Genomic DNA, 22,131 nt, shown 5'->3' on the forward strand with positions numbered 1-22,131 from the left:
TTAATTAATACCTCTTTCTTTCCAGGTAAAAGGTGTTTTGATGAATGCTCCGGCAGCCATTACAATATCTTTAGGCTCTTTTGCAAGATCAAGTCCGTTAGCATCTATCACATCATCTCCTGAAAAATCAGCAGATCCTGGATTGATCAAATTTCTGATAGCAGAGGCATGTCTGGCTTCCACAGAAACTATTTTTCCGGCAATCACAAGATAAGCAGGGTTAGAAATGTATTTTCCTGCCCCGTTATAAGCTGCTACACCCGTATCTTCCAAAGCTTTTGCTGTGGCTAATACTGAATTACGATCATTAAAATTCACATTAGGATACTGAAACTCAAGTTTAGGAAGTACATGATCTGTAGCACCACTAATGGCTGCTTTAAAGAAATCCCGGTGAATCACTTCATGATGATAGAGGTCTGTAAAAACTTCTTTCTCAATACTGGAAATTCCCGAATAAAAATTGTTGACTACTTTGGTATAAAAATCTGCTTCCAGCTGTTCCAGTGCATAGGCATAATTTAATACTCCTACATCTCCTGTCCCCAAATCATATTTGGATTCTTCCATGATCTGGAAATCATCATCATCATTACACCCAATGATGGTAAGGCCTGCGATAGCCAATCCTACTCCTCCTAATTTTAAAAAGTTTCTTCTGCTGGTATCAAGGGTTGCACCCTGATTAGAAACCTGAATTGTCTTTTTCATACTATTATTTTTTTAGTGTTAGGATAAAAGAAGAAAAACAGCATACTAAAATATGCTGTTTGAAATCTTATAATTTGTTATGGCATTAAAACCGTATCTATTACATGAATCACTCCGTTAGACTGGTTCACATCTGCAATAGTCACTTTCGCACTATTTCCTTTAGCATCTTTAATGTAAAGGTCTTTTCCTTTGGTCCAGAAAGTAAGATCCTCTCCCTGTACTGTTTTCATCATGCTTTTTCCGTTTCCGGCTTTTACAGCAGCCCAAATTTCTTTAGCACTGTATTTTCCTGGCAAAACATGATAAGTCAATATGCTCGTAAGCGTTGCTTTATTTTCAGGTTTTACAAGATTCTCAACTGTTCCTTTCGGAAGTTTTCCAAAGGCAGCATCTGTAGGTGCTAATACAGTAAATGGTCCTGCGCTCTGTAAAGTTTCTACCAAGCCTGCTGCTTTCACTGCTGCGACAAGGGTTTTGTGATCTTTTGAATTGACTGCGTTTTCAATAATGTTTTTGGATGGATACATCGGTGCTCCTCCTACCATTACTGTTTTTTCTTTCATCGTTTGTGCAGTTACCTTCCCGCTGAAAGCAAATGATAAAGCTACCATTGCTAAAACTGTGATTTTTGATTGTGTGTTCATTGTGTTGATTCTTTTAATTAATTATAGTTAATTGTGCTTTTAATGTCATTTACGAGGTTGGTTTTATTTTAGATTGAAAAAAAATGAAATTTATCACAACTAATTGATTTTAAGTTAATTATTTTTTACCCGGAACAAATTCAAGACAGATAGAATTCATACAGAACCGCTTTCCTGTCGGTTTCGGACCATCATCGAAAACATGTCCCAGATGAGAGTCACATCTTCCACACAGTACTTCTGTACGTTCCATATGATATGAGGTGTCTTTTCTGTATCTGACACTGTTTTTACGAATAGGCTGATAAAATGACGGCCATCCGCAGGTTGTTGCAAATTTTGAAGTTGAGATGAAAAGAGGATTACCACATACCGCGCAATAATAGATTCCCTTTTCATCAAATTCATAGTACTTTCCGGTAAAAGCAGTTTCTGTAGCTCCTTCTCTGGCAACCTGATAGAGTTCCGGCTTTAAAATCTTTTTCCATTCAGTATTGCTTACTTTCAATGTATTTTCTGCAGTGTGAGAGTAATAAGGATTTTTACTTTTAAAAAGTGAACTTTGTGCTTTATATCCTCCGAAAGATAGTGCCAAGCAAAGAGCAAGTATGGTTTTTGAAACTAATGTTTTCATATTTAATATTTTTTAATTATTTCTTTAAAATCATGTACGAAATAAAAGTTGATATAGATTTTTTGGGGAATATGTTTTATTTTGCTACATTTGGATAGAAAAATAAACGCTATTAAAACAACCTATTCGGAAGAAGAACTTATCGTTTTATTAAAAGAAAAAAACGAAAACGGTTTTCATTATCTGTATGACCACTATTCTGGTGCGTTGTACGGAATCATTCTCCGAATCGTTCAATCTAAAGAATATACTGAAGAAGTTATTCAGGATGTCTTTGTTAAAATCTGGAATTCTATTCATCAATATGATGCTTCCAAAGGGAGATTTTATACATGGATGATCAATATTGCAAGAAATACCGCTATTGATTATTTAAAATCGAAAGGATTTCAGAACGAACTTAAAAACCAATCACTTCCAGATTTCGTATATAACTCCAAAGAGCTTTCAACCACAAATAATTCTTCCGATTATATTGGATTTAATAACGTGCTGAAAGGTCTGGAGACAGACAAGCAGGAACTTATAGATCTTGCTTATTATCAGGGATATACCCAAAATGAAATATCCGAAAAACTGAAAATACCGCTGGGAACGGTAAAAACGAAAATGCGGAACGCACTGATGAAATTAAAAGATTTGCTAAAAGATTATCAATAAAATAAATTGAACACTAAAGAATACATATCATCCGGAATTATAGAATCTTATATTCTTGGCCATGCTTCTCCTGAGGAAGCGGGGATTTTGGAGTGTGTGATGAAAAATAATGCTGAAGTAAAAGCTGCTTTTGAAGAAGCGCAAAATACTTTAGAACATCTGGCTACAGCTCAGGCTGTAACACCTCCAAGTGATTTGAAATCTAAGATCTGGAATAAAATTCAGCAGGAGCAGATTGTTGAAGAGATAAAACCTGCTCTTTCTATAGATATTCCTGAAAGAAAAGATCTTAAAGAAAGCACAGAAGGAACAATTATTAAGAAAAATACCAGCTGGAAACCTTATGCAATAGCAGCATCTGTGTTGTTCCTAATCAGTGCTGCCGGAAATTTATTCATGATGAATTCTCAGTCATCTGATAAAAAACAAATGGCTTTACTGGCTGCAGAGACAAAGCAGCAAAATCAGCAAATGAAAAGAATGAATCAGAAGCTTGATATGTTCTCTAATCCTGATATGCAGATGGTAATGCTAAAAGGCGTAGAAAAGCATACAGATGCAAAAGCAATGGTTTTCTGGGATAAAAAAACAAAAGAAGTATATCTGAATGCTGAAAAACTGCCAAAAGCTCCTGAAGGAATGCAATACCAGCTTTGGGCCATTGAAGATGGCAAACCTGTGAGTGCAGGAATGTACACCGAAGATAAAGACAGCAATATTGCTTTGGCCAATATATCAAATGCTCAGGCTTTTGCCATTACGCTCGAAAAAGAAGGCGGAAGCAAAGTGCCTACTATGGAAAATATGTTTGTAATGGGAGCCATTTAAAATGCTCCCATTATTAATTTCCAAAGTTCACAAAATGCGGAACATCTGTTGCGAAATTATTCATTGGTAAAAGATTGTTCCTATTACTGTTAAAATCAAAAACCGAATTATTATCAAAAGGAACACGTGGATAATACGTGAACGAAATTTGAATCCTATTGAATACCAGGTATGGATTATTAATTAATACTCCAATTCCAATTTTTGTATTAACTTTTGTTTTAAACAATTTATCGTCCGGCATACCCAGCCATCCCATTGCGGCAGTCAGATAAGGGCTGAAATGGAAATTCTTCCAGGTTTTGTTTACAAACAGCTGAAGCTGATATCTTAAAACCAATTTTTTAGTTCCGATATAATCAGAATTATACACAGGAAACTCATCTGCAGAAGAAAGATTGATTCTGTCTTTATAAGAGTAATTATGCTGTGGATTTCCTAATGCTAAAGTAGGTGAAAAGAAATGTCTTGCTTTCGCAAATTTCCAATCCATAAGATTTGTAAAATAGGTGGCATCAAAGCGGAAAGATTCTCTATTCTGGCTGTCTTCATTAAAAAACCTTCCAAACTGCCCTTTTACCGTAAAATAGCCCAACTTTGTAAAAGTACCATACGATGCGGAAATTCCTACATAAGGGTTCACTTCTTTATTTCTGGATAAACCTCCTCCAATGATATTCACAGAATTACCATAAGCTATATCTTCAGGAAGATCATACTGGAAAATATTTCTCTGAACGGAAAAGTTTCTCTGAATAAACCCAACGGACATCAGAAAGCTGTTGTATGAGCTGAAATATTTATACTGATCAATTCCGGGGCTGTCTTTGTACTGATAATTCTGAAATCTCCCTATGATAGCAATATTACTGGATACTTTTTCACTGGGATCTGCTGAAACAGGGATCTGATATCCTCCCCATATATCCTGGCTATACACTTTGATCTGAACTTCCGGAAAAGTAGTACTGGTTTCTACCGGAAGTAAAACATGCCGCATAAAATATTCGAAAGTAAAGCCACCTGCCCATTTCGTCAAAGGAGAGAAAAAGTCTCTTCTCAAACTAAAATTGATTCTTTCATTTTTAGAAAAGTCCCTTTCCCCGAGAAGCTGAGCACTGATATAAGTACCAAAAAGGTTATAAGAAGTGTAGCTTCCCATAAGATAGTTCTGATGTTCTTTGGAATCATTTCTGTAAAGGAAATCAAACGTATGGCCTAATCCCAGTACATTTTCTTCAGTCACTCCCAAGCCAATCTTGCTTCCTGAATAGCTGATTCTCGGCTTCAAACTCCAGGAATCAAGAACTTTTACTACTACATCAATAGAATCTTTGCTGGAAGTACTGTCTGAAACACTTATATTCACTCTGTTTACAAAAGGCATGGTTCTCAACAAACGCTCAGATTCATACAATTTCTGAGCATTATATTCTTCCCCTTCCTTAAAAAGCAGATAATTATCAACGGTAGAATTTCTTGTATTGGCGTGAAGATGATCTGCTACCCAATCATACCATCTGGATCTTTCTTTACTGTCTTTGGAATTATAACCAAAAGGATCAATGGTTTCTATCCTGATATTTCTGATATGTTTTTTGTTGTAAGCCTCCTGCGACAATTTCTCCGTTCTGGAGCTGACAGAAGTAGAATCCGGTTCTCTACGGAATATAAAACGGTGAATGAATTTGGTTACTTTTCTTTTATCCGAAAATTCTTCTATTTTGTAGTATAGCGAGTCTTTTTTCTCCTGCGCATTTAAAAAGGAAAAACCACTTAAAAGGAAAATCAGAGTTACAGTCGTTCTAGTCATTAGTCATCAAAATTCAATTCAGTTTGTAGTATCAATTTATACGCCAATAGGGCTTTAAGGCCTACCACATTTAGGAAAATTTTCTATATAAGGCTCACTTTATTTAATATTTCAATTTTCAAAATGAAAAACAATATGTTTTTATAATAGATTCTTATGTGATAAAACCTAACATCATTATTAAATTCAGTATGAAAGAAAACAATAGTAAACCAACAAGTTCTTTCGGAAAATGGTTCTCTCTCTTGTAGATTTTACTTACTATTAAAGATAGTCCTAAAAATAACAACCCTACCATGGTCAAAAAAATACTTCTGAATAGTAAAGCTGGAATAAAGTCATTTTCTATCACCTGATCCCAATTTTCTTTTGGACCTATCCAGATTCTTGACATTCCTACCAAACTCAGAAAACCCATTGCATATATGATGATTTTCAACAGGAAAAAGATATTATTTTTATTAACAGATTCTTTACTGCTCATATATTATTAAAAAAATAATAGTAAAATTTTTAAATACTAAAAACTACTGCAATTTAAAGAAGAAATACACAACTGCAACCCATTCCTTTTGAATACCCCTGGCATAGCCTATGGTACTTCGGCTTGCATTTTCAACGGTACCATCATCTTTGATATATCCCAATGTAGAACGGCTGCTATTTTCTACCGTTCCGTCTTTCTTTACATAGCCTACCGTGGAACGACTGCTGTTTTCGATAGTTCCATCACCTTTAATATAACCAATCGTAGAGCGGTGGCTATTTTCAATAGTACCATCGTTTTTGATGTATCCTATCGTTGATCTGCTGCTGTTTTCAATCGTCCCGTCACTTTTAATATAACCGATCGTACTTCGGCTGCCGGATTCTATGGTTTGCGCTTTTGTTATCATAACGCTTACTATGGTTATCATAAGAAATACTATTTTTCTCATTTTTTTGCCTTTTGTTGAATTTGGATCTAATTTAAGATTCTATTTCTATTTTTTTAATTAAAATAAATCATAATAAAATCTAAAAGTCTTTGATTTTATTGAAAAATACCCAAGCTTAATTCAATAAATTTCAATTTCTATTAAGGAAAATGAATTTATTGAATAAAAATCGAAGTCATTAAAACCCTCAATTCAGTTTAATCCGCCAAATAATGAAGCCTGTATGAACTACTAAAGTGTTAAATCAAATATTCTTACATCACCTGCATTCCTTTATTGAATATAGATTCCGATAAATGTAGTATCTGTGTAGACATGACCTGATTTTAATTTACAAAAGAAAAAGAGAGGCAATACTATTTTTTATCATAGTTTTAATTCCCACAGTATGGATAATTTATTTTCCACTATTAAGTCTAAAAACACCAAATATTAAATACTATGAAATTACACGAGAAGATCTTATTAGGATCATTTATTTCAATGGCTGTAGTATCTTGTAATACTACTAATGACAATGTAGAAGAAAAAATGCCGCAAGAACAACAATCATTTTCAGAATTGCAAGCTATACCTAAAGGAGATATTCCTGCAGGCTTTGAAAAAACACAAATGTGTAAAGATGTTTATCTTCCGGGTGAGGATAAAATTCCTGGAAACACCTCAAAAGGATCTGTCATTACCAATAAAAAATGGCCCAATGGAAGTGTTATTACGGTACGTCTTTACGGAGGAACTACCAAAGTTCGAAATAAAGTGATGCAGTATGCCAATGAATGGTCAAATTACGCCAACATCACCTTTAATTTTATTACTACCGGAACGGCTCAAATCCGTGTTACATTTACGTCCGGTGCCGGATCCTATTCCTATATAGGAACAGATGCTCTTAATATAGCTTCCAATAAAGAAACTATGAACTTCGGTTGGTTTGATGATACAACCAGTGATACAGAATTCAGCAGAACAGCCATTCATGAATTTGGTCATGCACTTGGTATGATCCATGAGCATCAACACCCTTTAGCCGATATTCCATGGGATAAACCAAAGGTATATGCATATTATGCAGGATATCCAAATTACTGGACTCAAGCTCAGGTAGACAACAACCTTTTTGCTAAATATTCAACCTCACAGACACAATATAGTGCCTATGATACGCAATCCATTATGCATTACAGCATTAGTTCAACCCTAACAACAAATGGATTCAGTGTAGGTAATAATACAGTTTTATCATCTACAGACAAACAATTTATTGCAGGAGTATATCCAAAATAAGAACACCACTTATCTCTATATGAGTCTACCTTGAGTAAAATCAGGGTAGACTTTACTTTTTATTTGAAACTGCAAAAATTTGCCTATTTGATTATGATTGACAAGTATAAGCTCTCTTTATTAATTTTTATAGTTTGTTCTTTTGTTTTTTCAGGTATATTTTTATTTCTTCTTCATATATTCCCACAATTGGTACTTCAAAAAAATTTGCTATTTTCTCCCACTCTTCGTGAATAATTCTCACATCACTGCTTTCCTTTCTGCTGTAATTAGATATATCTATTGCTATAAAATCAGCTCCCTAAACCTTTTTGTTTTCTTATAGCTTTTAATTTCTCTTTTTCATTGTGTGTTTTATTATTGAATGGAATATCTTCTGTAAATCTAATGTATATAATTTTATTAAACATTACGGGTTTCCGTAATTATGCATTAAAACTAATATCTATTTTTAATGCATAAATAAAGTGAAAAATAAAATTTCACTTTAAAAAGAATTAAGTTATATATTTACATTTTCATTTTATAATATGATTAAACACAATTTAAAAAAATTATTCTATTTGTTATTTCTAGCATTAGGAATCGTTTCTTGTCGACAACAAGATGGATTATTGGAAACTCAAAATGATGAGAGAACATTCAACCTTTTCAAGAAGGATAATCCTTACCAATCAAAGGATTCTCAGAATAATCTGTCTTTAGGAAACCTATATGCTTTAGATTTTCAACAAGCTTATTATTCTTACGATCTTAAAAATGAAACAAATTACACTGGAATTAATGTAAAAGGTCCGATCGCTGATTCTTATATTAATTTTAGAATACATTCTCAAATAATTGAAGATAAAAATGGGGTTATACATATGTATTTTCCAGTAATTAAAAATCGTAAAGTTTCCGATATCTATTACTCTACTATTAATAAAGAAAATACTATTCTAGGATTATATAAACTAAAAAATACTGAGCAAGAATATAATGATATTTTTTCTACATTTGAAAGAGTTGTTAATCGTCCTAATGAGAAGATATTCTCCAAAAGTGGAGGAGTAAATGAGATTGACGAAATTGTGATTACAGGACCATCGAATCCTTCAGATGATATGGGTGTAATAGGTCCTGGACAATGTGAAATGTATGGGCAATGTAATAATGGTGGCGGATCTGGAAACTCCGGCGGTGGCAGCGGTGGCGGTGGCGGAGGAAATGGTACCCCTACAATTTCACTTACCCCACCTCTACCTCCAGATACTCCTATTAGCGATATAAATGATTTTTTAAAGTGTTTTGATACTAGTAAGCCTGCTAATCTTACAGTTTATGCAGCTAAAATGTTTTCTTCAAGTCCCTCAGGGCATGCATTTATATCCATAACTCAAGGAAGTAATACCATGACATATGGATTTTATCCTAAAAATTCAGGATTGGAACAAATAATAGGTCCTGGACAAATGGGTAACGATAGTGGGCATGCCTATACAACCGCATGGAATATAGGAAATATTACTCCTGCACAACTTCAGGAAATTATTAAAACGTCTTCTGCATTTGCAAACACTAGTTATGATCTAAGATTTAATAATTGTGTTGATTTCGCAATAATTGTACTGAATAATGTAGGGATTAATATGACTCCGATAAGTATCGATACACCTACTTCATTTTCAAATAGCATTCAATCTGGCGCCACAAGCACAAACGGAAACGCTCCTCAAACTAAAAGAAATTGTAAATAATGATTGTCAAAATTCTCAAAATTATCGCAGTAATTGCCTTTTTGTTTACACAAGGTATACATCAACATGATACACTAAATATAGGAATTATATTTATGTCATTATATCAGTTTATTTCCGATATTTTAAATCCCGAATATGGAATTTTATGGGAAGGCTTAGGAATGGTATTTCTTATAGGAACTTTTATAGTATTTTTATCAAGCAACAGATATAAAGAAAGATATCTTTCAGCATTTTGTTTTATAAGTCTATTTATAGCTTTAATTTTGCTAACTGGAGTTTATGATCCAAATAATTATAAAAGAATAAATAGTTGGTTCATTATTCCTTCACTATTATTTATTGCTAGTTCAATACTATCATTAATATTAGTCTTTAGAAATGAGATTGAGTAAAAATCAAAAAGTAATCCCGGAGTAGTTCCGGGATTACTTTTTGATTAAAAATTATTGTTAAGCTTTTCAATTTCTCTTTTTGCAAAGACTTCCATCTCTTCAATTATTTTTGAGCGTTCTTGACTTGATTTAAACCAAGCAACTTCAATCACATGAGTCAGCATTGTCGGATTTAAGTTGTCTACTCTGAAAAGAAGATCTACCCCCAGGAGATCTGTATAAAACAAAATATTACTCTTTGCCTGGCTCGTAAAACAAATTAAGTTCTTTCATTTTGGGGGTATTTTTTGGGGTAAAATTAAAAAAATCGCCCTATTTATAAGGGCGATTTGTGACCGCAGAAGGATTCGAACCCTCACTGTCGGAGCCGAAATCCGAAGTTCTATCCATTAAACTATGCAGCCTATTTCAGGTAGCAGATGAAAGGAAACAGGTAATAGGTGCTGAGCCTTTTTACTTTATCCTAAATCTACTTTTAGAAAGTAATTTTCACACCTCCCAGAATCTGTGCACCCAGGACTTTATATCCTTTGTACGTCTGGTATTTTGAGCTCAGAAGATTATTTCCGAGTGCGAAAATACTGAAATTTTTGTGAATTTTATACTCTGCAGAAAGATTTAAATCAGCATAACCACCCACTTTATCGTTGGTGTTCTCCGTAGACTGGAAGATCACATTCGGAGCACCTACTCCTTCAATCGCATAAGAGTTTGTAGTTCTGTCACTTGCAAAGATTCCTTTGAATCCTAACAATAACTTCTTGTCAAGCATGGTATATTTTGCCCCGATGCTCGCATTGAATAAAGGAACGTTATAAATATTGTCGTAAGTCTTCAGATCATACTTCGTGAACCTTAATTCTCCATCTATAATAAGGTTGGCCAATGGGAAATATTGTACACTACCCTTGATATCGCTTACATTTCCGTCATCATAAACGGCAGAGAATGTATTGGCAAAATTGTAGGCAGAACGGTTAACAGATGTATTATCGAAAAGACCATTAGCTTTAAAGAACATAATATCTCTCATCTTTCCATAGCCTGCGGAGAAGTCATATTTCAACGTTTCATCAATATCTCCTCTCAATCCTACATAAAAATGATATTTCGTCTCTGTTGGCTTTAAAAACTGGTCAGAAAGGATGAATGGATTCGTCTGCAACATATCTCCATACGTATTCAGCTTCAAACCTCCGTCTACCCCTCCGTAGAATTTAAATTCTTTAGCAGCAGCAAATTGGAACTCCGCCTGCGGGAACCAGTAGGTTTTATTATTTTTTTGCTGTTCTAATTGATCGTTGGAATTTTTAGCATTCAGGAAAGAGAATGAAGATCCTAACATCAAGTAAGATTCTCCTTTTCTAAACGTCACTTTCGGAGTCAGGCTTGTATTGAAGAAATTGGAAGAGTTTTTATCTCTGATCGCAAAATCAGTTTTCACCGCATCTAATCCTACTCCAAGGTCAGCATTCAGGTTGATTCCTGATTTTCCTAATTCAACAGCATGTTTAGAGAAATTAGCCAAAATTGAAACCTGATTCTCCGAAGCATCAAAATGGTCTTTCAGGAAGGAAGATTTTACCCTTACATCATTTAAAATTTCATTGGAGTAAAAATCATAGTAACCATTTACTTTAAACTGATTTACTTTTTGCTTCAGATCAATATCTCCCGTAGGCTGCATGGCATAGATTCCATAATAATTATAGCTGTCTAAACCATATTCAGCATTAAGATTGAATTTCCCTTTTTCACCATAAGAGTTTAAGAAAGCGCCAACATTGGCGGAAGTCTGCCCGGATTTCCAGTCATAATCTTTTTTAAGACCATTTGTAGAAAGAACATGAACATCTGCTCCTACTTCAAGCTTATTTTGAAGGGTTTTTGAAACGTTTCCGTCTACCAGAACTTTCCCGTAATTACCCATTCCGAACTGGAAATAGTTATTCTGGGCAGTTCCATCAAATTTTGGAGCTACGTCCTCTCCTTGAATGGTTGAAGTTTTGAAATCCGAAACAGCAGGAACATCTGTGATGGTATATTTCACAGGAGTCTGCGATTTCTCTTCCGGCGGATAATTCTTGATGGTTTCCACAGAAGTTTTCTTCTTCTCGATCTTCTTCACTTCCGGCTCTCTTTTTTTGTTAAGAACCAGTTTTTCCTCCTTGATCTGGGAAAACGCCACTGACGAAACCCCTAAAAATAATATGGATAATATTTGAATCTTCTTGTTCATATTTTCTTTATTTGAAAAAAATATATAACGGGTTTTTATTTATTGGAAGCAATATAATTGCCTAATAAAGCTTTCCCTGACTGTTTTGAAAAAGTTCTCCCTAGTCTGAATATATTAAACAGCCAAAGGCTTTGATAAACTTGTAATTTGTATTGATAATTTTTCGTTGTACTGTTCTCTGCTACATCATAGCTGTAAGAAATATCATACGGAAATCCCGAAGGCAATAGACCAACTGTAAGCATACTTCCAATCATTGGATTTCCGCAAGGAGGAGTACGCGTCATCATGGGATGCAGAGTTATTTTTGCTGCATAAGTACTGTCTTCTACAATTTCATAAATATTGGAGTGTTTTAAAATTTTAAATTCTTTTTCAAGATCCTTATTTACCACAAAAACCTTTTGCTTTTTGAAATCAGCTTTTGCATGGTTATATTCTTTTGGATAGGCACTGTACGAAGGAATGCAGCTCCAGAGAGAACCGGAAATTAAAAAAGAATATATGGCAATTTTAAACACCTTCATTTCCTATTTCTTAATCTGCTTTTTAACTTCTTTAGCTTCAGCTACGATTTCAGGGAAATCTTTGTAGTTCGCAATGATCTGATCACAGGTATAACTTGCCTGGTAGTTATCTTTCAGACCGATATAGTTTTTCGCCATCAATACCAACGCTTTTGCTCCCCAGAATTCTTCAGATGCATAGTTATTGGCAAGCTTAAAGATCGTTTCGTTAGAAGATTTGAAAGCTTTTCCTTTGTTCTGATAATACGCTTTAGCATACAAAGCTTCCGCAGCTACTGAAGTATTGGATGATTTTTCAAGGGAAACATAAGCAGACTGTGCCTCTTTATCCTTTCCTGAATTCATCAGACTTCTTGCTTTAATCACTTTTGCTGTTTCAATAACGGCTGCTGAGTTTTTAGAATTAGCAATTACTGCATTGGCTAATTTTTCAGCTTCAGAGAAATTATTTTCTTGTGCGTACAACTTCATCAGCTCCACATTCGCATAATTCTTAATACCAATGTCTGAAGAATTCTTAATGCCTTCAAGGTACTTTTTAGCTTCTGCTGTATTCCCTTGTGCAATAAATATTTGAGCTAAACGAGTTTCTGCATCACCCTGGTAATCGTTCTGAATTCCAGAAACTTCCTGAAGCACAAGTAAAGCTTTAGTTGAATTATTAGTCTGATAGTAACTTTCTCCCAATTCATACTTCGCCTGGTACAATCCTTCACCTGTTGGGTTCTGCGTAAGATACTTTTCGTAGTAAGAAATTGCATTCTTATAATCTTTCTTCGCGAAGAACTGTTTAGCAGTTGAAAGGTTAATTTCATCTATTTCAGCAGTATCTACATTCACACCAATATTTCTTGCGAAACTTTCATATCCCGAAACATCTCCGTTTTTCGTGAAGATAGGTTTTGCGGCCTGAACTACTTTCTGAGCATAGGCTGTATTTTTATACTGCTCACCCAGAGATTTCAGTTCAGAAAGCGCTTTATCATTCTGATTCTGATCGATATAGTTCTGTGCTCTGTAGATAGAAGCATTCGCAATAAGATCTTTGTCGGAAGATCCTTTAATTACTTTTCCAAAATAATCATTGGAGTTCGCAAAATCATCCTGAGCTGCATATGCTGTTCCTATTTCGTATTGAGCATCATCATAATATTCGGAATCCGGATATTTTGATAAAAGATTTTTAAGGTTGGTAATCTTCGCCTGTGTATCTCCTTTGAATCCTAAAGCCATCGCTTTTTGGTACAAGGTATAATCCGTAGCATCTTCATTTTTATCATAAATAGCAATCGCTTCGTTCAGATCATTGTTGGCATAATGAATATCTGCAAGACGAAGTTCTGCATCATTTTTAAATTCCGGTTTCGGATTGGTAAGATATTGTTTGAAGTAAGTAGCAGCCTGATCAAATTTCTTGGATTTAAAATAAGCATATCCTAAATCATACGGAAGCTGCTGTTTTTCAGGGAAGTTTTCATTAAGAAGCTTTTCATAACGAACAATGGCAGACGGATAATTTCCTTTTTGGTAATACACCTGTGCCAGCCAGTATAAAGCTCTGCTGTTGAATTCTTTATTGATATTAAAGCCAAGACTTCTTAAGAAATATTTCTCAGCTTCATCATAATTTCCTTTGTTGAACTCTTCAGTCCCTAATAAATAAGAAACCTCTTGGTCTACTTTGTTGATGTCAGGAGTAGAACTCTGTAATCTATCAATCGCATTCAAAGTTTCTTTATAGTTTCCGGAATACAGATAAGATTTCACCAATAATGATCTCATTTCTGTGGCATTGGCACCATTCTGATTTTCGTTGATATAACTTTGAATCACCGCCGAAGGGCTTTCAAACGGGTTACCGATATCGTAACTTAATTTAGCGTACTGCTCATGAGCCAGTTTTTTCACTTTCGCATCATAATCCATTTGATAAGAAGAACGGAATGCAGAAAGTGCTTCCTGCTTTTTATCTACTGCCAGATAAGCATTTCCTAACTGATAGTAAGCATTTTGTGCTAAAGCAGAATTGCTGTTCAGAAGCTGATTGTAATAAGAAACCGCTTCATCATATTTTTTAAGTTGGGCAGCTACAAATCCCATCTCATACAAATCATTTTCAGATGGATTTTGCTGTACACTCAGATAATCTTTTAAATGTGGGTAAGCAGAACTGTAATCATTCTTCATGAAATAACTTTCACCAATGATCTTATGAACTTCTGCCTTATAAGAATCTGAAATATTTTCTTTTAACAGAGCATTTCCTTCCGTAATTGCCTGATCATAGTTCTTATCGTTATAATACATCTGTACATAATAAGGACGTACCAGCTTTGAGAATTTATCCTGATCTTTTATTGAATCAAAATACTGGAAAGCTTTATCATTCTGCCTGTTGCTATAATATAAATGCCCAAGCATATAAGCAATATCTCCTTTTTGAGACTGATCTGCTGTTTTATAGGCTTCTTCCAGTGCATCAACAGCTCCTTTGGAGTCACCCGTCATGAATTTTGCATATCCAAGCTTCAAAATATACTGGGTATTCTCCTCTTTCGAAAGCTGATACTGGTTCACCTTTTTCAAGGTTTCCAGCGCTTTGTCAAAATCTTTTTTTGCCAAATAGTAATCTGCCAGAGGAAGATTAGCCTGGGCAAAATAAGCAGAATTAGGATATTCTTTCATGAAAGCCGTTAACCCTTCTTCAGCATGATTTTTCTGAAGAATCACACCAATCACATTATCAAAAAACTGCGCTGCTTCCTTCTTCGAACGGGACAAATTCTGATTGTAGAAGTATTGTCTTGCGTATTCGTATTGTGAAGCGTTGTAAATTTTAGTCTGATAAAGATTTTCGGCTAGATTGAACCTGTAATTTTCTTTCTGGGTAAAATATTGGGACTGTTGCGCATCGGAGATTCCGAAATAAATTACTGCAGCCGCTAAAAGTATTTTTTTTGATTTCATTCTTCTTGATATAAGAAAATTAGTCTAAATAAGTTAACGAAAATATTAAAAACTTATTGTTTAAGCAAGTTTTAACACCGTTAATGGATGTTAATTCTTATTTCATAACCATGAAAATTTTCTCACTATACAATGATAAAATTTACTACTTTCGTCTAATAAAATGTAAACAATTTTAATTAACCGTTATCAAAAACGTATTTAAATTGGATACTTTTTCAACAACAGCTAAAAACATACCATAAACACACCATTCCATGAAATTTAAGATTCTTTTAGCATTAATTTTTGTAAACCTCCTGCAGGCACAAAAATTTTACTTTCCAAAGACAGCTGTAACTGACTCTGTTATAATGGAAAAACAGATCCCTAACCTTGCTCTGCAAGTGATTCCTCACCTTCAGTCAGCAAAGTACAAACCGGAAAACACAGTTGACCTTATGGACAATCTTTTCCGTTTGCAGATGGTAGCTCAGGATTATAAAAATTCACTGGTTTCTCTTTCTGAAAATCGTAATCTATTCGCTGATAACAACATGGGAGGGTACAGATATATTGGATTTGAACTGTACAGCCTTTCGAAAATGGTACAAAAAGAAAGCAACACTTCATTTTCCAATGCACTTCAGAAAGTGTTTAATCAAAAATATGAAAGTCTTCCGGAAAAATTGATTCCCAGACTTAGGCTAGCTCTGGATGGAGATGTAAAAGAATCCAGAAAGCAGCTGAAAAAAATACTTGACAAACAAAAAGACAAAGACAGTATTGATTACAGAACAGCTCTTGCTCTATGCAAAAGCTATTTAAGTTATAAAACCTATTCCGGTATAAAACCTCAGGTGATGCAGCTTCTGACTTCAAAAGACAAGGAAAGATTCATTATTGAAACCAAAGATCTTACCATAAAAAACGGAGCTACCTTAACGATCACTATTGTTCGGAAAAAGGAGAATACGTCCCCACTTCCTGTTATTCTTACCAGCAATATTTATGCAGGTTCATTTGATGAATTCTTCGGAAAAAGAGCAGCTGTTTATAATTATGTAGGAGCTGTTGTTAATACCCGTGGCAAAAGAAACAGTAACAATGTAAATAATCCTTTTGAACATGAATCGGAAGATATTTATGAAGTAATCGACTGGGTAAGCAAACAGCCTTGGTGTGATGGAAAAGTGGGAATGATCGGTGGAAGCTATCTAGGTTTCAGCCAATGGGCAGCCGTAAAAAAACTGCACCCGGCATTAAAAACCATCGTTCCTCAGGTTGCAGTAGGCATCGGGATTGATTATCCTGCTCAGAATAACATCTTCATGAGTTATATGCTGCAGTGGATACAGTATGTGACCAATAACAAGCTTACTGATGAAGCAGATTTTGCCAATGCTGTAAAATGGGATTCTATTTACTCAAAATGGTATAAAAGTGGAAAGGCATTCAGATCGTTGGATACAATAAGTGGGAAGCCTAGCAAAATATTCCAGCGATGGCTGGATCATCCGGGATATGATCAATACTGGCAGAAAATGGTCCCATACAAAGAGGATTTTTCTAAAATCAACATTCCTATCCTGACAACGACAGGTTATTATGAGGATGATCAGATTGGTGCGCTGTATTATTTTAAACAACATCATTTGTACAATAAAAATGCAAACCATTATCTGGTAATAGGCCCTTATAATCATGGAGGAGCACAAAGTTTCGGATTTACTTACGTGAATGGAAATCCTATTGATCCTGTGGCGAGAATAAGTATTGATGACCTTGCTTTCTCATGGTTTGATTATATTCTTAAAGGAGGCAAAAAACCGGAAATTTTAAAAGACAGAATCAATTTTCAGGTAATGAACACCAATACCTGGAAACATGTAGCTGATCTTGACAAAATGCATACTTCTACCCTGAAATTTTACCTTCAGGACAAGAAAAACGCATCGTCTGTATTTAATCAACCTCAAACTAAAAATTTTACAACTCAAATCGTAGATTTAAAAAACAGAGATCAGAAAGATATTTACTACAAAGTCAGCAAAAAAGACAGTATAAAAATGACCAATTCTGTTGCTTTTGAAAGTGAGGTGCTAGACAAGGATATAATCATCAGTGGAAATCTATCTGGGATTTTCAATGTTTCCATTAATAAAAAGGATTTTGATACAGATACTTATTTGTACCAGATTCAACCGGATGGAAAATCTTCTCTTCTATCTACTCATATTGTAAGAGCCAGTTATGCGAAAAACAATGAAAAACGACAGCTTCTCCAACCTAATAAACTGGAACAAATTCCGATTAACAATTCGTATGTTATGAGTAAAAAAATAGAGAAGGGAAGTAAACTGCTTTTATTGGTAGGGGTTAATAAAAATCCTAACTGGCAGATCAATTATGGTTCTGGTAAGGATGTAAGTGATGAAACCATAAAGGATTCCGGGGAACCTCTGGAAATAAAATGGTATAATGACAGCTACGTGGAAATTCCTGTTTACAAAGACTAAAACCTTCTGTTTAAGCTAGTTTCAGCAGGCTTCACACGATAAAAACAGCAATGAGATTATTTCATTCTTTAATGATAAAAATTCTTAATTTAGTCGGCTAAAAATAACCAACCGAGTAATGAATGATCAACAACACATTCTGATGTGATACTTTTTCATCAGCAGCTCAAAACACACCCTTAATGAAATTTAAAATACTCGTAGCATTAGTTTTTGTTAATCTAATGCAGGCTCAGAAGTTTTACTTTCCGAAAACAGCAACAACAGATTCTGTAATTTTGGAAAAACAAATTCCGGAACTCGCTCTAAAGGTGATTACTGAACATCAGTCTCCTAAAAACAAACCGAAATCTACCGTCACATTTTTAGACAACCTGTTTCGTTTACAGCTCGCCGCAAAAGATTACAAAAATTCTATTGCAAGCTTAAATGATTATCGTAAAGAATATGCAGATCATAATATGGCAGGGAACAAATCTCTTGCTTACGAAATCTACAGCATGGCCAAACTGACGGAAAAAGATAAAAAAACTTCTTTTTCCAATGCCCTTCAAACAGCATTTACAACAAAATATAAAAGTTTCTCAGATCCACTGACTGCCAAAATAGGGACCATTCTGGATGGTGATGTAAGGGAATATAAAAAATCTCTGAAAACAGCACTTGACAAGCAAAAAGATAAGGACACTATAGATTATGCTTCCGCTTTGGCTTTATGCAAAAATTATGTCAATTATAAGACCTATTCCAGTATCAAGCCTCAGGTTATGCAGCTTTTCAAAGTAAGAGAGCAGGAAAAATTCATCATCGAAACTAAAAACATTACCTTAAAAAACGGAACAAAACTTACGATTACTATTGTACGAAAAAAAGAAAACACATCTCCCCTGCCCGTTATTCTTACCAATAATATTTATGCCGGAGAGCTTGTAGATGCAGGAATGGGGAAAAGAGCAGCCGTCTACAATTATGTAGGAGCTGTAGTTAACACCCGTGGAAAAAGAGACAGTAATGACCCCAATAATCCATTTGAAGATGAAGCACAAGATCTTTATGAAGTCATAGACTGGGTAAGCAAACAGCCGTGGAGCAATGGTAAAGTAGGAATGATAGGCGGAAGTTATCTAGGATTCAGCCAATGGGCAGCGGTCAAAAAACTACACCCGGCATTAAAGACCATTGTACCTCAGGTATCTGTAGGAATAGGGATAGATTATCCTGCTCAAAACAATGTATTCATGAGCTATATGATGCAGTGGATCCGCTATGTTACTAATAATAAGCTGACCGACGAAGCAACCTTCACCAATTATCCAAAATGGGATTCTATCAATACTGCATGGTATAAAAGTGGCAGGTCATTCAGAGCTCTGGATTCCCTTAGCGGAAAGCCTAATAAAATTTTCCAAAGATGGCTTGATCACCCTGGTTATGATCAATACTGGCAGAAAATGGTTCCTTATAAAAAGGATTTTGCTAAAATAAACATTCCGGTTTTAACGACTACCGGTTATTATGATGCAGACCAGATCGGAGCAATGTATTATTATAAACAACATCATCAAAACAACAAAAATCCTAACCATTATTTGGTAATAGGGCCTTATGATCACGCAGGAGCTCAAAGTTATGGATATAATTATGTCTATGGTACTGGGAGCACCCTCATAGATCCTGTAGCCAGAATAAGTATTGATGAACTTGCTTTTTCATGGTTCGATTATATTCTGAAAGATGGAAAAAAACCGGAACTTCTAAAGGATAAAGTCAATTTCCAGATTATGAGCAGCAATACATGGAAACATGTTCCTACTCTTGATAAAATGCACTCGTCTACACTTAAATTTTATCTTCAGGATCGTAAAAACGGCTCTTCGGTTTTTGAGAAACCCAAAACTGAGCAATTTACTCAACAGACCATTGACTTCAAAGACAGAAATCCGAAGTATCTTTATCATAAAGTAAGCAAACAGGATAGTGTATATGTAACCAACTCCGTTTATTTTGAAAGTGAAGTTTTGAACAGAGATATTATACTAAGCGGAAATTTATCCGGAGTATTCAACGTTTCCATTAATAAGAAAGATTTTGATCCTCGTACTTCATTATATCAGGTACAGCCCGATGGTAAAACGTTCTTACTATCTACACACCTTACAAGGGCAAGTTTTGCAAAAGACAATTCCAAACGCCAACTTCTTAAGCCTGAGCAAAAGGAGCAGATCCCTATCAAAAATTCATTGTTTATGAGTAAAAAAATAGAAAAGGGAAGCAAACTGGTATTATTGGTTGGAGTTAATAATAGTAAAAGCTGGCAGGTCAATTATGGTTCTGGGAAAGATGTAAGTGATGAAACGATAAAGGATGCCAACGAACCTCTGGAGATAAAATGGTACAACGACAGCTACGTGGAAATCCCTGTTTATAAGGAGTAAAGTCTTTTGTTTGAGCATTTTTACCCAAATGTTCTTAACAACTGTTAACATCAAAATAAAAAATCATTACATTTGCTTTTTTTCAAATCAAATATAGTTATTGAATGAGTCAACTTTTTAGAAGAAAAATCTATTCAGATACAGATACTTCAACGGGACTTTTAAGAGTCTTAGGTGTATGGGACATTGTATTTTTTGGTATAGCGGCCATTATAGGAGCTGGAAGTTTCAGCAGTTTAGGAGAAGCCGTTTTCAGAGGTGGTCCCGGTGTAATCCTTCTATATTTGATTTGCGGTTTTGCCTGTGGTTTTACCGCTTTATGCTATGCTGAATTTGCCAGCAGAATTCCTACCGCAGGTTCTGCCTACACCTATGCTTATGCCAGTTTTGGAGAATTGATTGCATGGGTAATCGGCTGGGCTCTGATCATGGAATATTCTTTCGGGAATATCTATGTCGCCTTTTCCTGGTCAGATTATTTCACGAGCTTCTTAGGACGTCTCGGAATGCATATTCCTGATTATCTTACCTGCAGCTATACCGAAGCAAGAAAAGCCGTTCAATATGGTTCTGAAAATAAAGAATTATTAAATGCCTGGAAAACAGCTCCGTTAATCGGAAGTTTGAAATTCATTGTAGATATTCCGGCACTGGTTATCAACGGTTTGATTACATGGCTTTGCTATGTAGGTGTAAAAGAAAGTAAAAATTTCAATAACTCTCTGGTTATCCTAAAGCTTGGAGTAATTCTATTAGTGATTCTGGTTGGTTTCGCTTATATCAATACTGAAAACTGGACTCCCGTAAGTCCTACAACAGGAACACCATCCTTCATGCCAAATGGTTTTGCTGGAGTAATGAGTGCCGTATCCGGAGTATTCTTTGCCTATATCGGATTTGATGCCTTAAGTGTACTTTCTGAAGAGACTAAAGATCCGCAGAAAACCCTACCAAAAGGAATGATCATTTCCCTTGTATTGTGTACTGTGATCTATATCGCTTTGACATTAGTGTTAACAGGAATGGTAGATTACAAGAAATTCGATGGTGTGGGAGATCCTCTTTCATTCATTTTTGAAAAAACGAATGCCAATGTAGCCTGGATGGAGCTTGTAGTTTCCTTCGTTGCAATCGTTGCCATTACTACTGTACTATTGGTTTTCCAGATGGGACAACCGAGAATCTGGTATGCAATGAGCCGCGACGGACTGATGCCTGCAAGGTTTCAAAAGGTACATCCTAAATACAAAACACCTTCTTATGCAACCATTGTAACAGGGATTGTAGTAGGTATTCCTATTCTGTTTACAGATAAAACATTTATCCTTGATTTTACAAGTATCGGAACTATTTTTGCTTTTGTATTGGTATGTGCCGGAGTGCTTATGCTTCCGGCTAAAGAAAAGATTAAGGGCAGATTTCATCTTCCTTATGTGAATGGTAAAATCATTTTCCCTGTGGTTTTTATAGGCAGTTTGTTGGTTTTCTACAAATTGCAGCCAGAGTTTTTTAACAATCTGATGAACTGGTCAGATCCTAAAGAAGGAGAATTCAGAGCTTCTATTTTCTTCTACATTATCATCAATCTGATCTTATGTATAGTCACTTTTATAAAGAACTTATCATTGATTCCACTGGTTGGATTAAGCTCATGTTTATATCTTCTTACAGGAATGAGTCATGAGAACTGGTTCTGGTTCGGAATGTGGTTCCTGATTGGAATGGTAATTTACTTCTGCTACGGATACAAAAACAGTAAGTTGGGAAAAGAATTAAAGAACAGCTAAATAAGCACTAAACAAAATTGCAGAAA

The 22,131-nt window shown here is 35.0% G+C and carries 17 protein-coding genes and 1 tRNA gene; 8 read left to right on the top strand and 10 right to left on the bottom strand.

What is annotated here, in order from left to right; translation table 11 throughout:
• The 3 genes from CQ046_RS17725 to msrB form a co-directional block, all read right to left on the bottom strand.
• Entirely contained in the window at positions 1-711 is a 711-nt protein-coding gene (locus CQ046_RS17725; protein WP_105703559.1) for a ferritin-like domain-containing protein, read from the bottom strand.
• A gap of 77 nt (positions 712-788) precedes the next feature.
• Positions 789-1,358 (bottom strand): fasciclin domain-containing protein, encoded by a 570-nt coding sequence (locus CQ046_RS17730; RefSeq protein WP_105703560.1) that lies wholly within the window; start codon positions 1,356-1,358, stop codon positions 789-791.
• Positions 1,359-1,476: 118 nt separating this feature from the next.
• Entirely contained in the window at positions 1,477-1,992 is a 516-nt protein-coding gene (msrB, locus tag CQ046_RS17735) for a peptide-methionine (R)-S-oxide reductase MsrB (RefSeq protein WP_105703561.1), read from the bottom strand.
• A 90-nt stretch (positions 1,993-2,082) separates the two neighbouring features.
• Here msrB and CQ046_RS17740 point away from each other — a divergent pair, with 90 nt between their 5' ends.
• Positions 2,083-2,652, top strand: a complete 570-nt coding sequence (locus tag CQ046_RS17740) for an RNA polymerase sigma factor (protein ID WP_228406987.1) — start codon at positions 2,083-2,085, stop codon at positions 2,650-2,652.
• Between the two features lie 6 nt (positions 2,653-2,658).
• On the top strand, positions 2,659-3,480 hold the full coding sequence (locus CQ046_RS17745; RefSeq protein ID WP_105703562.1) for an anti-sigma factor domain-containing protein: 822 nt from the start codon (positions 2,659-2,661) through the stop codon (positions 3,478-3,480).
• A 13-nt stretch (positions 3,481-3,493) separates the two neighbouring features.
• On the opposite strand, the gene CQ046_RS17750 is transcribed toward CQ046_RS17745, so the two are convergent.
• The 3 genes from CQ046_RS17750 to CQ046_RS17760 form a co-directional block, all read right to left on the bottom strand.
• The gene (locus CQ046_RS17750; protein WP_105703563.1) at positions 3,494-5,293 is read right to left on the bottom strand and encodes a hypothetical protein; all 1,800 of its coding nucleotides are present in this window, start codon (positions 5,291-5,293) and stop codon (positions 3,494-3,496) included.
• 154 nt (positions 5,294-5,447) lie between these two features.
• A complete protein-coding gene (locus tag CQ046_RS17755; RefSeq protein WP_105703564.1) occupies positions 5,448-5,777 on the bottom strand; it encodes a hypothetical protein in 330 nt (109 codons plus the stop codon).
• A gap of 43 nt (positions 5,778-5,820) precedes the next feature.
• Positions 5,821-6,210: a 5-fold beta-flower protein gene (locus CQ046_RS17760; RefSeq protein WP_228406988.1), complete on the bottom strand. Its 390-nt coding sequence runs from the start codon at positions 6,208-6,210 to the stop codon at positions 5,821-5,823.
• 462 nt (positions 6,211-6,672) lie between these two features.
• Here CQ046_RS17760 and CQ046_RS17765 point away from each other — a divergent pair, with 462 nt between their 5' ends.
• The 3 genes from CQ046_RS17765 to CQ046_RS17775 all read left to right on the top strand — a co-directional run bounded on the left by CQ046_RS17765 (position 6,673) and on the right by CQ046_RS17775 (position 9,652).
• Complete coding sequence (locus CQ046_RS17765) at positions 6,673-7,515, top strand: M12 family metallopeptidase (protein ID WP_105703566.1); 843 nt, start codon at positions 6,673-6,675, stop codon at positions 7,513-7,515.
• Positions 7,516-8,045: 530 nt separating this feature from the next.
• The gene (locus tag CQ046_RS17770) at positions 8,046-9,254 is read left to right on the top strand and encodes a hypothetical protein (RefSeq protein WP_105703567.1); all 1,209 of its coding nucleotides are present in this window, start codon (positions 8,046-8,048) and stop codon (positions 9,252-9,254) included.
• Positions 9,254-9,652 carry a hypothetical protein gene (locus CQ046_RS17775; RefSeq protein WP_105703568.1) on the top strand — a complete coding sequence of 133 codons (399 nt, stop codon included), beginning with the start codon at positions 9,254-9,256 and terminating at the stop codon, positions 9,650-9,652. Before CQ046_RS17770 ends, CQ046_RS17775 begins: the two co-directional genes overlap by 1 nt.
• Before the next feature lie 332 nt (positions 9,653-9,984).
• On the opposite strand, the gene CQ046_RS17785 is transcribed toward CQ046_RS17775, so the two are convergent.
• The 4 genes from CQ046_RS17785 to CQ046_RS17800 form a co-directional block, all read right to left on the bottom strand.
• Positions 9,985-10,056, bottom strand: a tRNA-Arg gene (locus CQ046_RS17785).
• A gap of 71 nt (positions 10,057-10,127) precedes the next feature.
• On the bottom strand, positions 10,128-11,891 hold the full coding sequence (locus tag CQ046_RS17790) for a TonB-dependent receptor (protein WP_105703570.1): 1,764 nt from the start codon (positions 11,889-11,891) through the stop codon (positions 10,128-10,130).
• Between the two features lie 35 nt (positions 11,892-11,926).
• Positions 11,927-12,418 (bottom strand): hypothetical protein, encoded by a 492-nt coding sequence (locus CQ046_RS17795; RefSeq protein WP_105703571.1) that lies wholly within the window; start codon positions 12,416-12,418, stop codon positions 11,927-11,929.
• 3 nt (positions 12,419-12,421) lie between these two features.
• Positions 12,422-15,385, bottom strand: coding sequence for a tetratricopeptide repeat protein (locus CQ046_RS17800; protein WP_105703572.1), 2,964 nt, complete (start codon positions 15,383-15,385; stop codon positions 12,422-12,424).
• A 257-nt stretch (positions 15,386-15,642) separates the two neighbouring features.
• Here CQ046_RS17800 and CQ046_RS17805 point away from each other — a divergent pair, with 257 nt between their 5' ends.
• The 3 genes from CQ046_RS17805 (at position 15,643) to CQ046_RS17815 (ending at position 22,105) form a co-directional block, all read left to right on the top strand.
• Complete coding sequence (locus CQ046_RS17805; RefSeq protein ID WP_105703573.1) at positions 15,643-17,883, top strand: CocE/NonD family hydrolase; 2,241 nt, start codon at positions 15,643-15,645, stop codon at positions 17,881-17,883.
• Positions 17,884-18,065: 182 nt separating this feature from the next.
• Positions 18,066-20,318 (top strand): CocE/NonD family hydrolase, encoded by a 2,253-nt coding sequence (locus CQ046_RS17810; RefSeq protein WP_105703574.1) that lies wholly within the window; start codon positions 18,066-18,068, stop codon positions 20,316-20,318.
• A 104-nt stretch (positions 20,319-20,422) separates the two neighbouring features.
• Positions 20,423-22,105, top strand: coding sequence for an APC family permease (locus tag CQ046_RS17815; RefSeq protein WP_105703575.1), 1,683 nt, complete (start codon positions 20,423-20,425; stop codon positions 22,103-22,105).
• Positions 22,106-22,131 lie beyond the last annotated feature (26 nt).

This window comes from Chryseobacterium sp. MYb7, from assembly GCF_002979455.1.
In the GTDB taxonomy this organism is placed as follows: Bacteria; Bacteroidota; Bacteroidia; order Flavobacteriales; family Weeksellaceae; genus Chryseobacterium.

Excerpts from the sequence above, each read along its gene's own strand:
- CQ046_RS17725 (WP_105703559.1), bottom strand. The coding sequence starts at position 711 with ATGAAAAAGACAATTCAGGTTTCTAATCAGGGTGCAACCCTTGATACC.
- CQ046_RS17730 (WP_105703560.1), bottom strand. The coding sequence starts at position 1,358 with ATGAACACACAATCAAAAATCACAGTTTTAGCAATGGTAGCTTTATCA.
- msrB (WP_105703561.1), bottom strand. The coding sequence starts at position 1,992 with ATGAAAACATTAGTTTCAAAAACCATACTTGCTCTTTGCTTGGCACTA.
- CQ046_RS17750 (WP_105703563.1), bottom strand. The coding sequence starts at position 5,293 with ATGACTAGAACGACTGTAACTCTGATTTTCCTTTTAAGTGGTTTTTCC.
- CQ046_RS17755 (WP_105703564.1), bottom strand. The coding sequence starts at position 5,777 with ATGAGCAGTAAAGAATCTGTTAATAAAAATAATATCTTTTTCCTGTTG.
- CQ046_RS17760 (WP_228406988.1), bottom strand. The coding sequence starts at position 6,210 with ATGATAACCATAGTAAGCGTTATGATAACAAAAGCGCAAACCATAGAA.
- CQ046_RS17765 (WP_105703566.1), top strand. The coding sequence starts at position 6,673 with ATGAAATTACACGAGAAGATCTTATTAGGATCATTTATTTCAATGGCT.
- CQ046_RS17770 (WP_105703567.1), top strand. The coding sequence starts at position 8,046 with ATGATTAAACACAATTTAAAAAAATTATTCTATTTGTTATTTCTAGCA.
- CQ046_RS17775 (WP_105703568.1), top strand. The coding sequence starts at position 9,254 with ATGATTGTCAAAATTCTCAAAATTATCGCAGTAATTGCCTTTTTGTTT.
- CQ046_RS17790 (WP_105703570.1), bottom strand. The coding sequence starts at position 11,891 with ATGAACAAGAAGATTCAAATATTATCCATATTATTTTTAGGGGTTTCG.
- CQ046_RS17795 (WP_105703571.1), bottom strand. The coding sequence starts at position 12,418 with ATGAAGGTGTTTAAAATTGCCATATATTCTTTTTTAATTTCCGGTTCT.
- CQ046_RS17800 (WP_105703572.1), bottom strand. The coding sequence starts at position 15,385 with ATGAAATCAAAAAAAATACTTTTAGCGGCTGCAGTAATTTATTTCGGA.
- CQ046_RS17805 (WP_105703573.1), top strand. The coding sequence starts at position 15,643 with ATGAAATTTAAGATTCTTTTAGCATTAATTTTTGTAAACCTCCTGCAG.
- CQ046_RS17810 (WP_105703574.1), top strand. The coding sequence starts at position 18,066 with ATGAAATTTAAAATACTCGTAGCATTAGTTTTTGTTAATCTAATGCAG.
- CQ046_RS17815 (WP_105703575.1), top strand. The coding sequence starts at position 20,423 with ATGAGTCAACTTTTTAGAAGAAAAATCTATTCAGATACAGATACTTCA.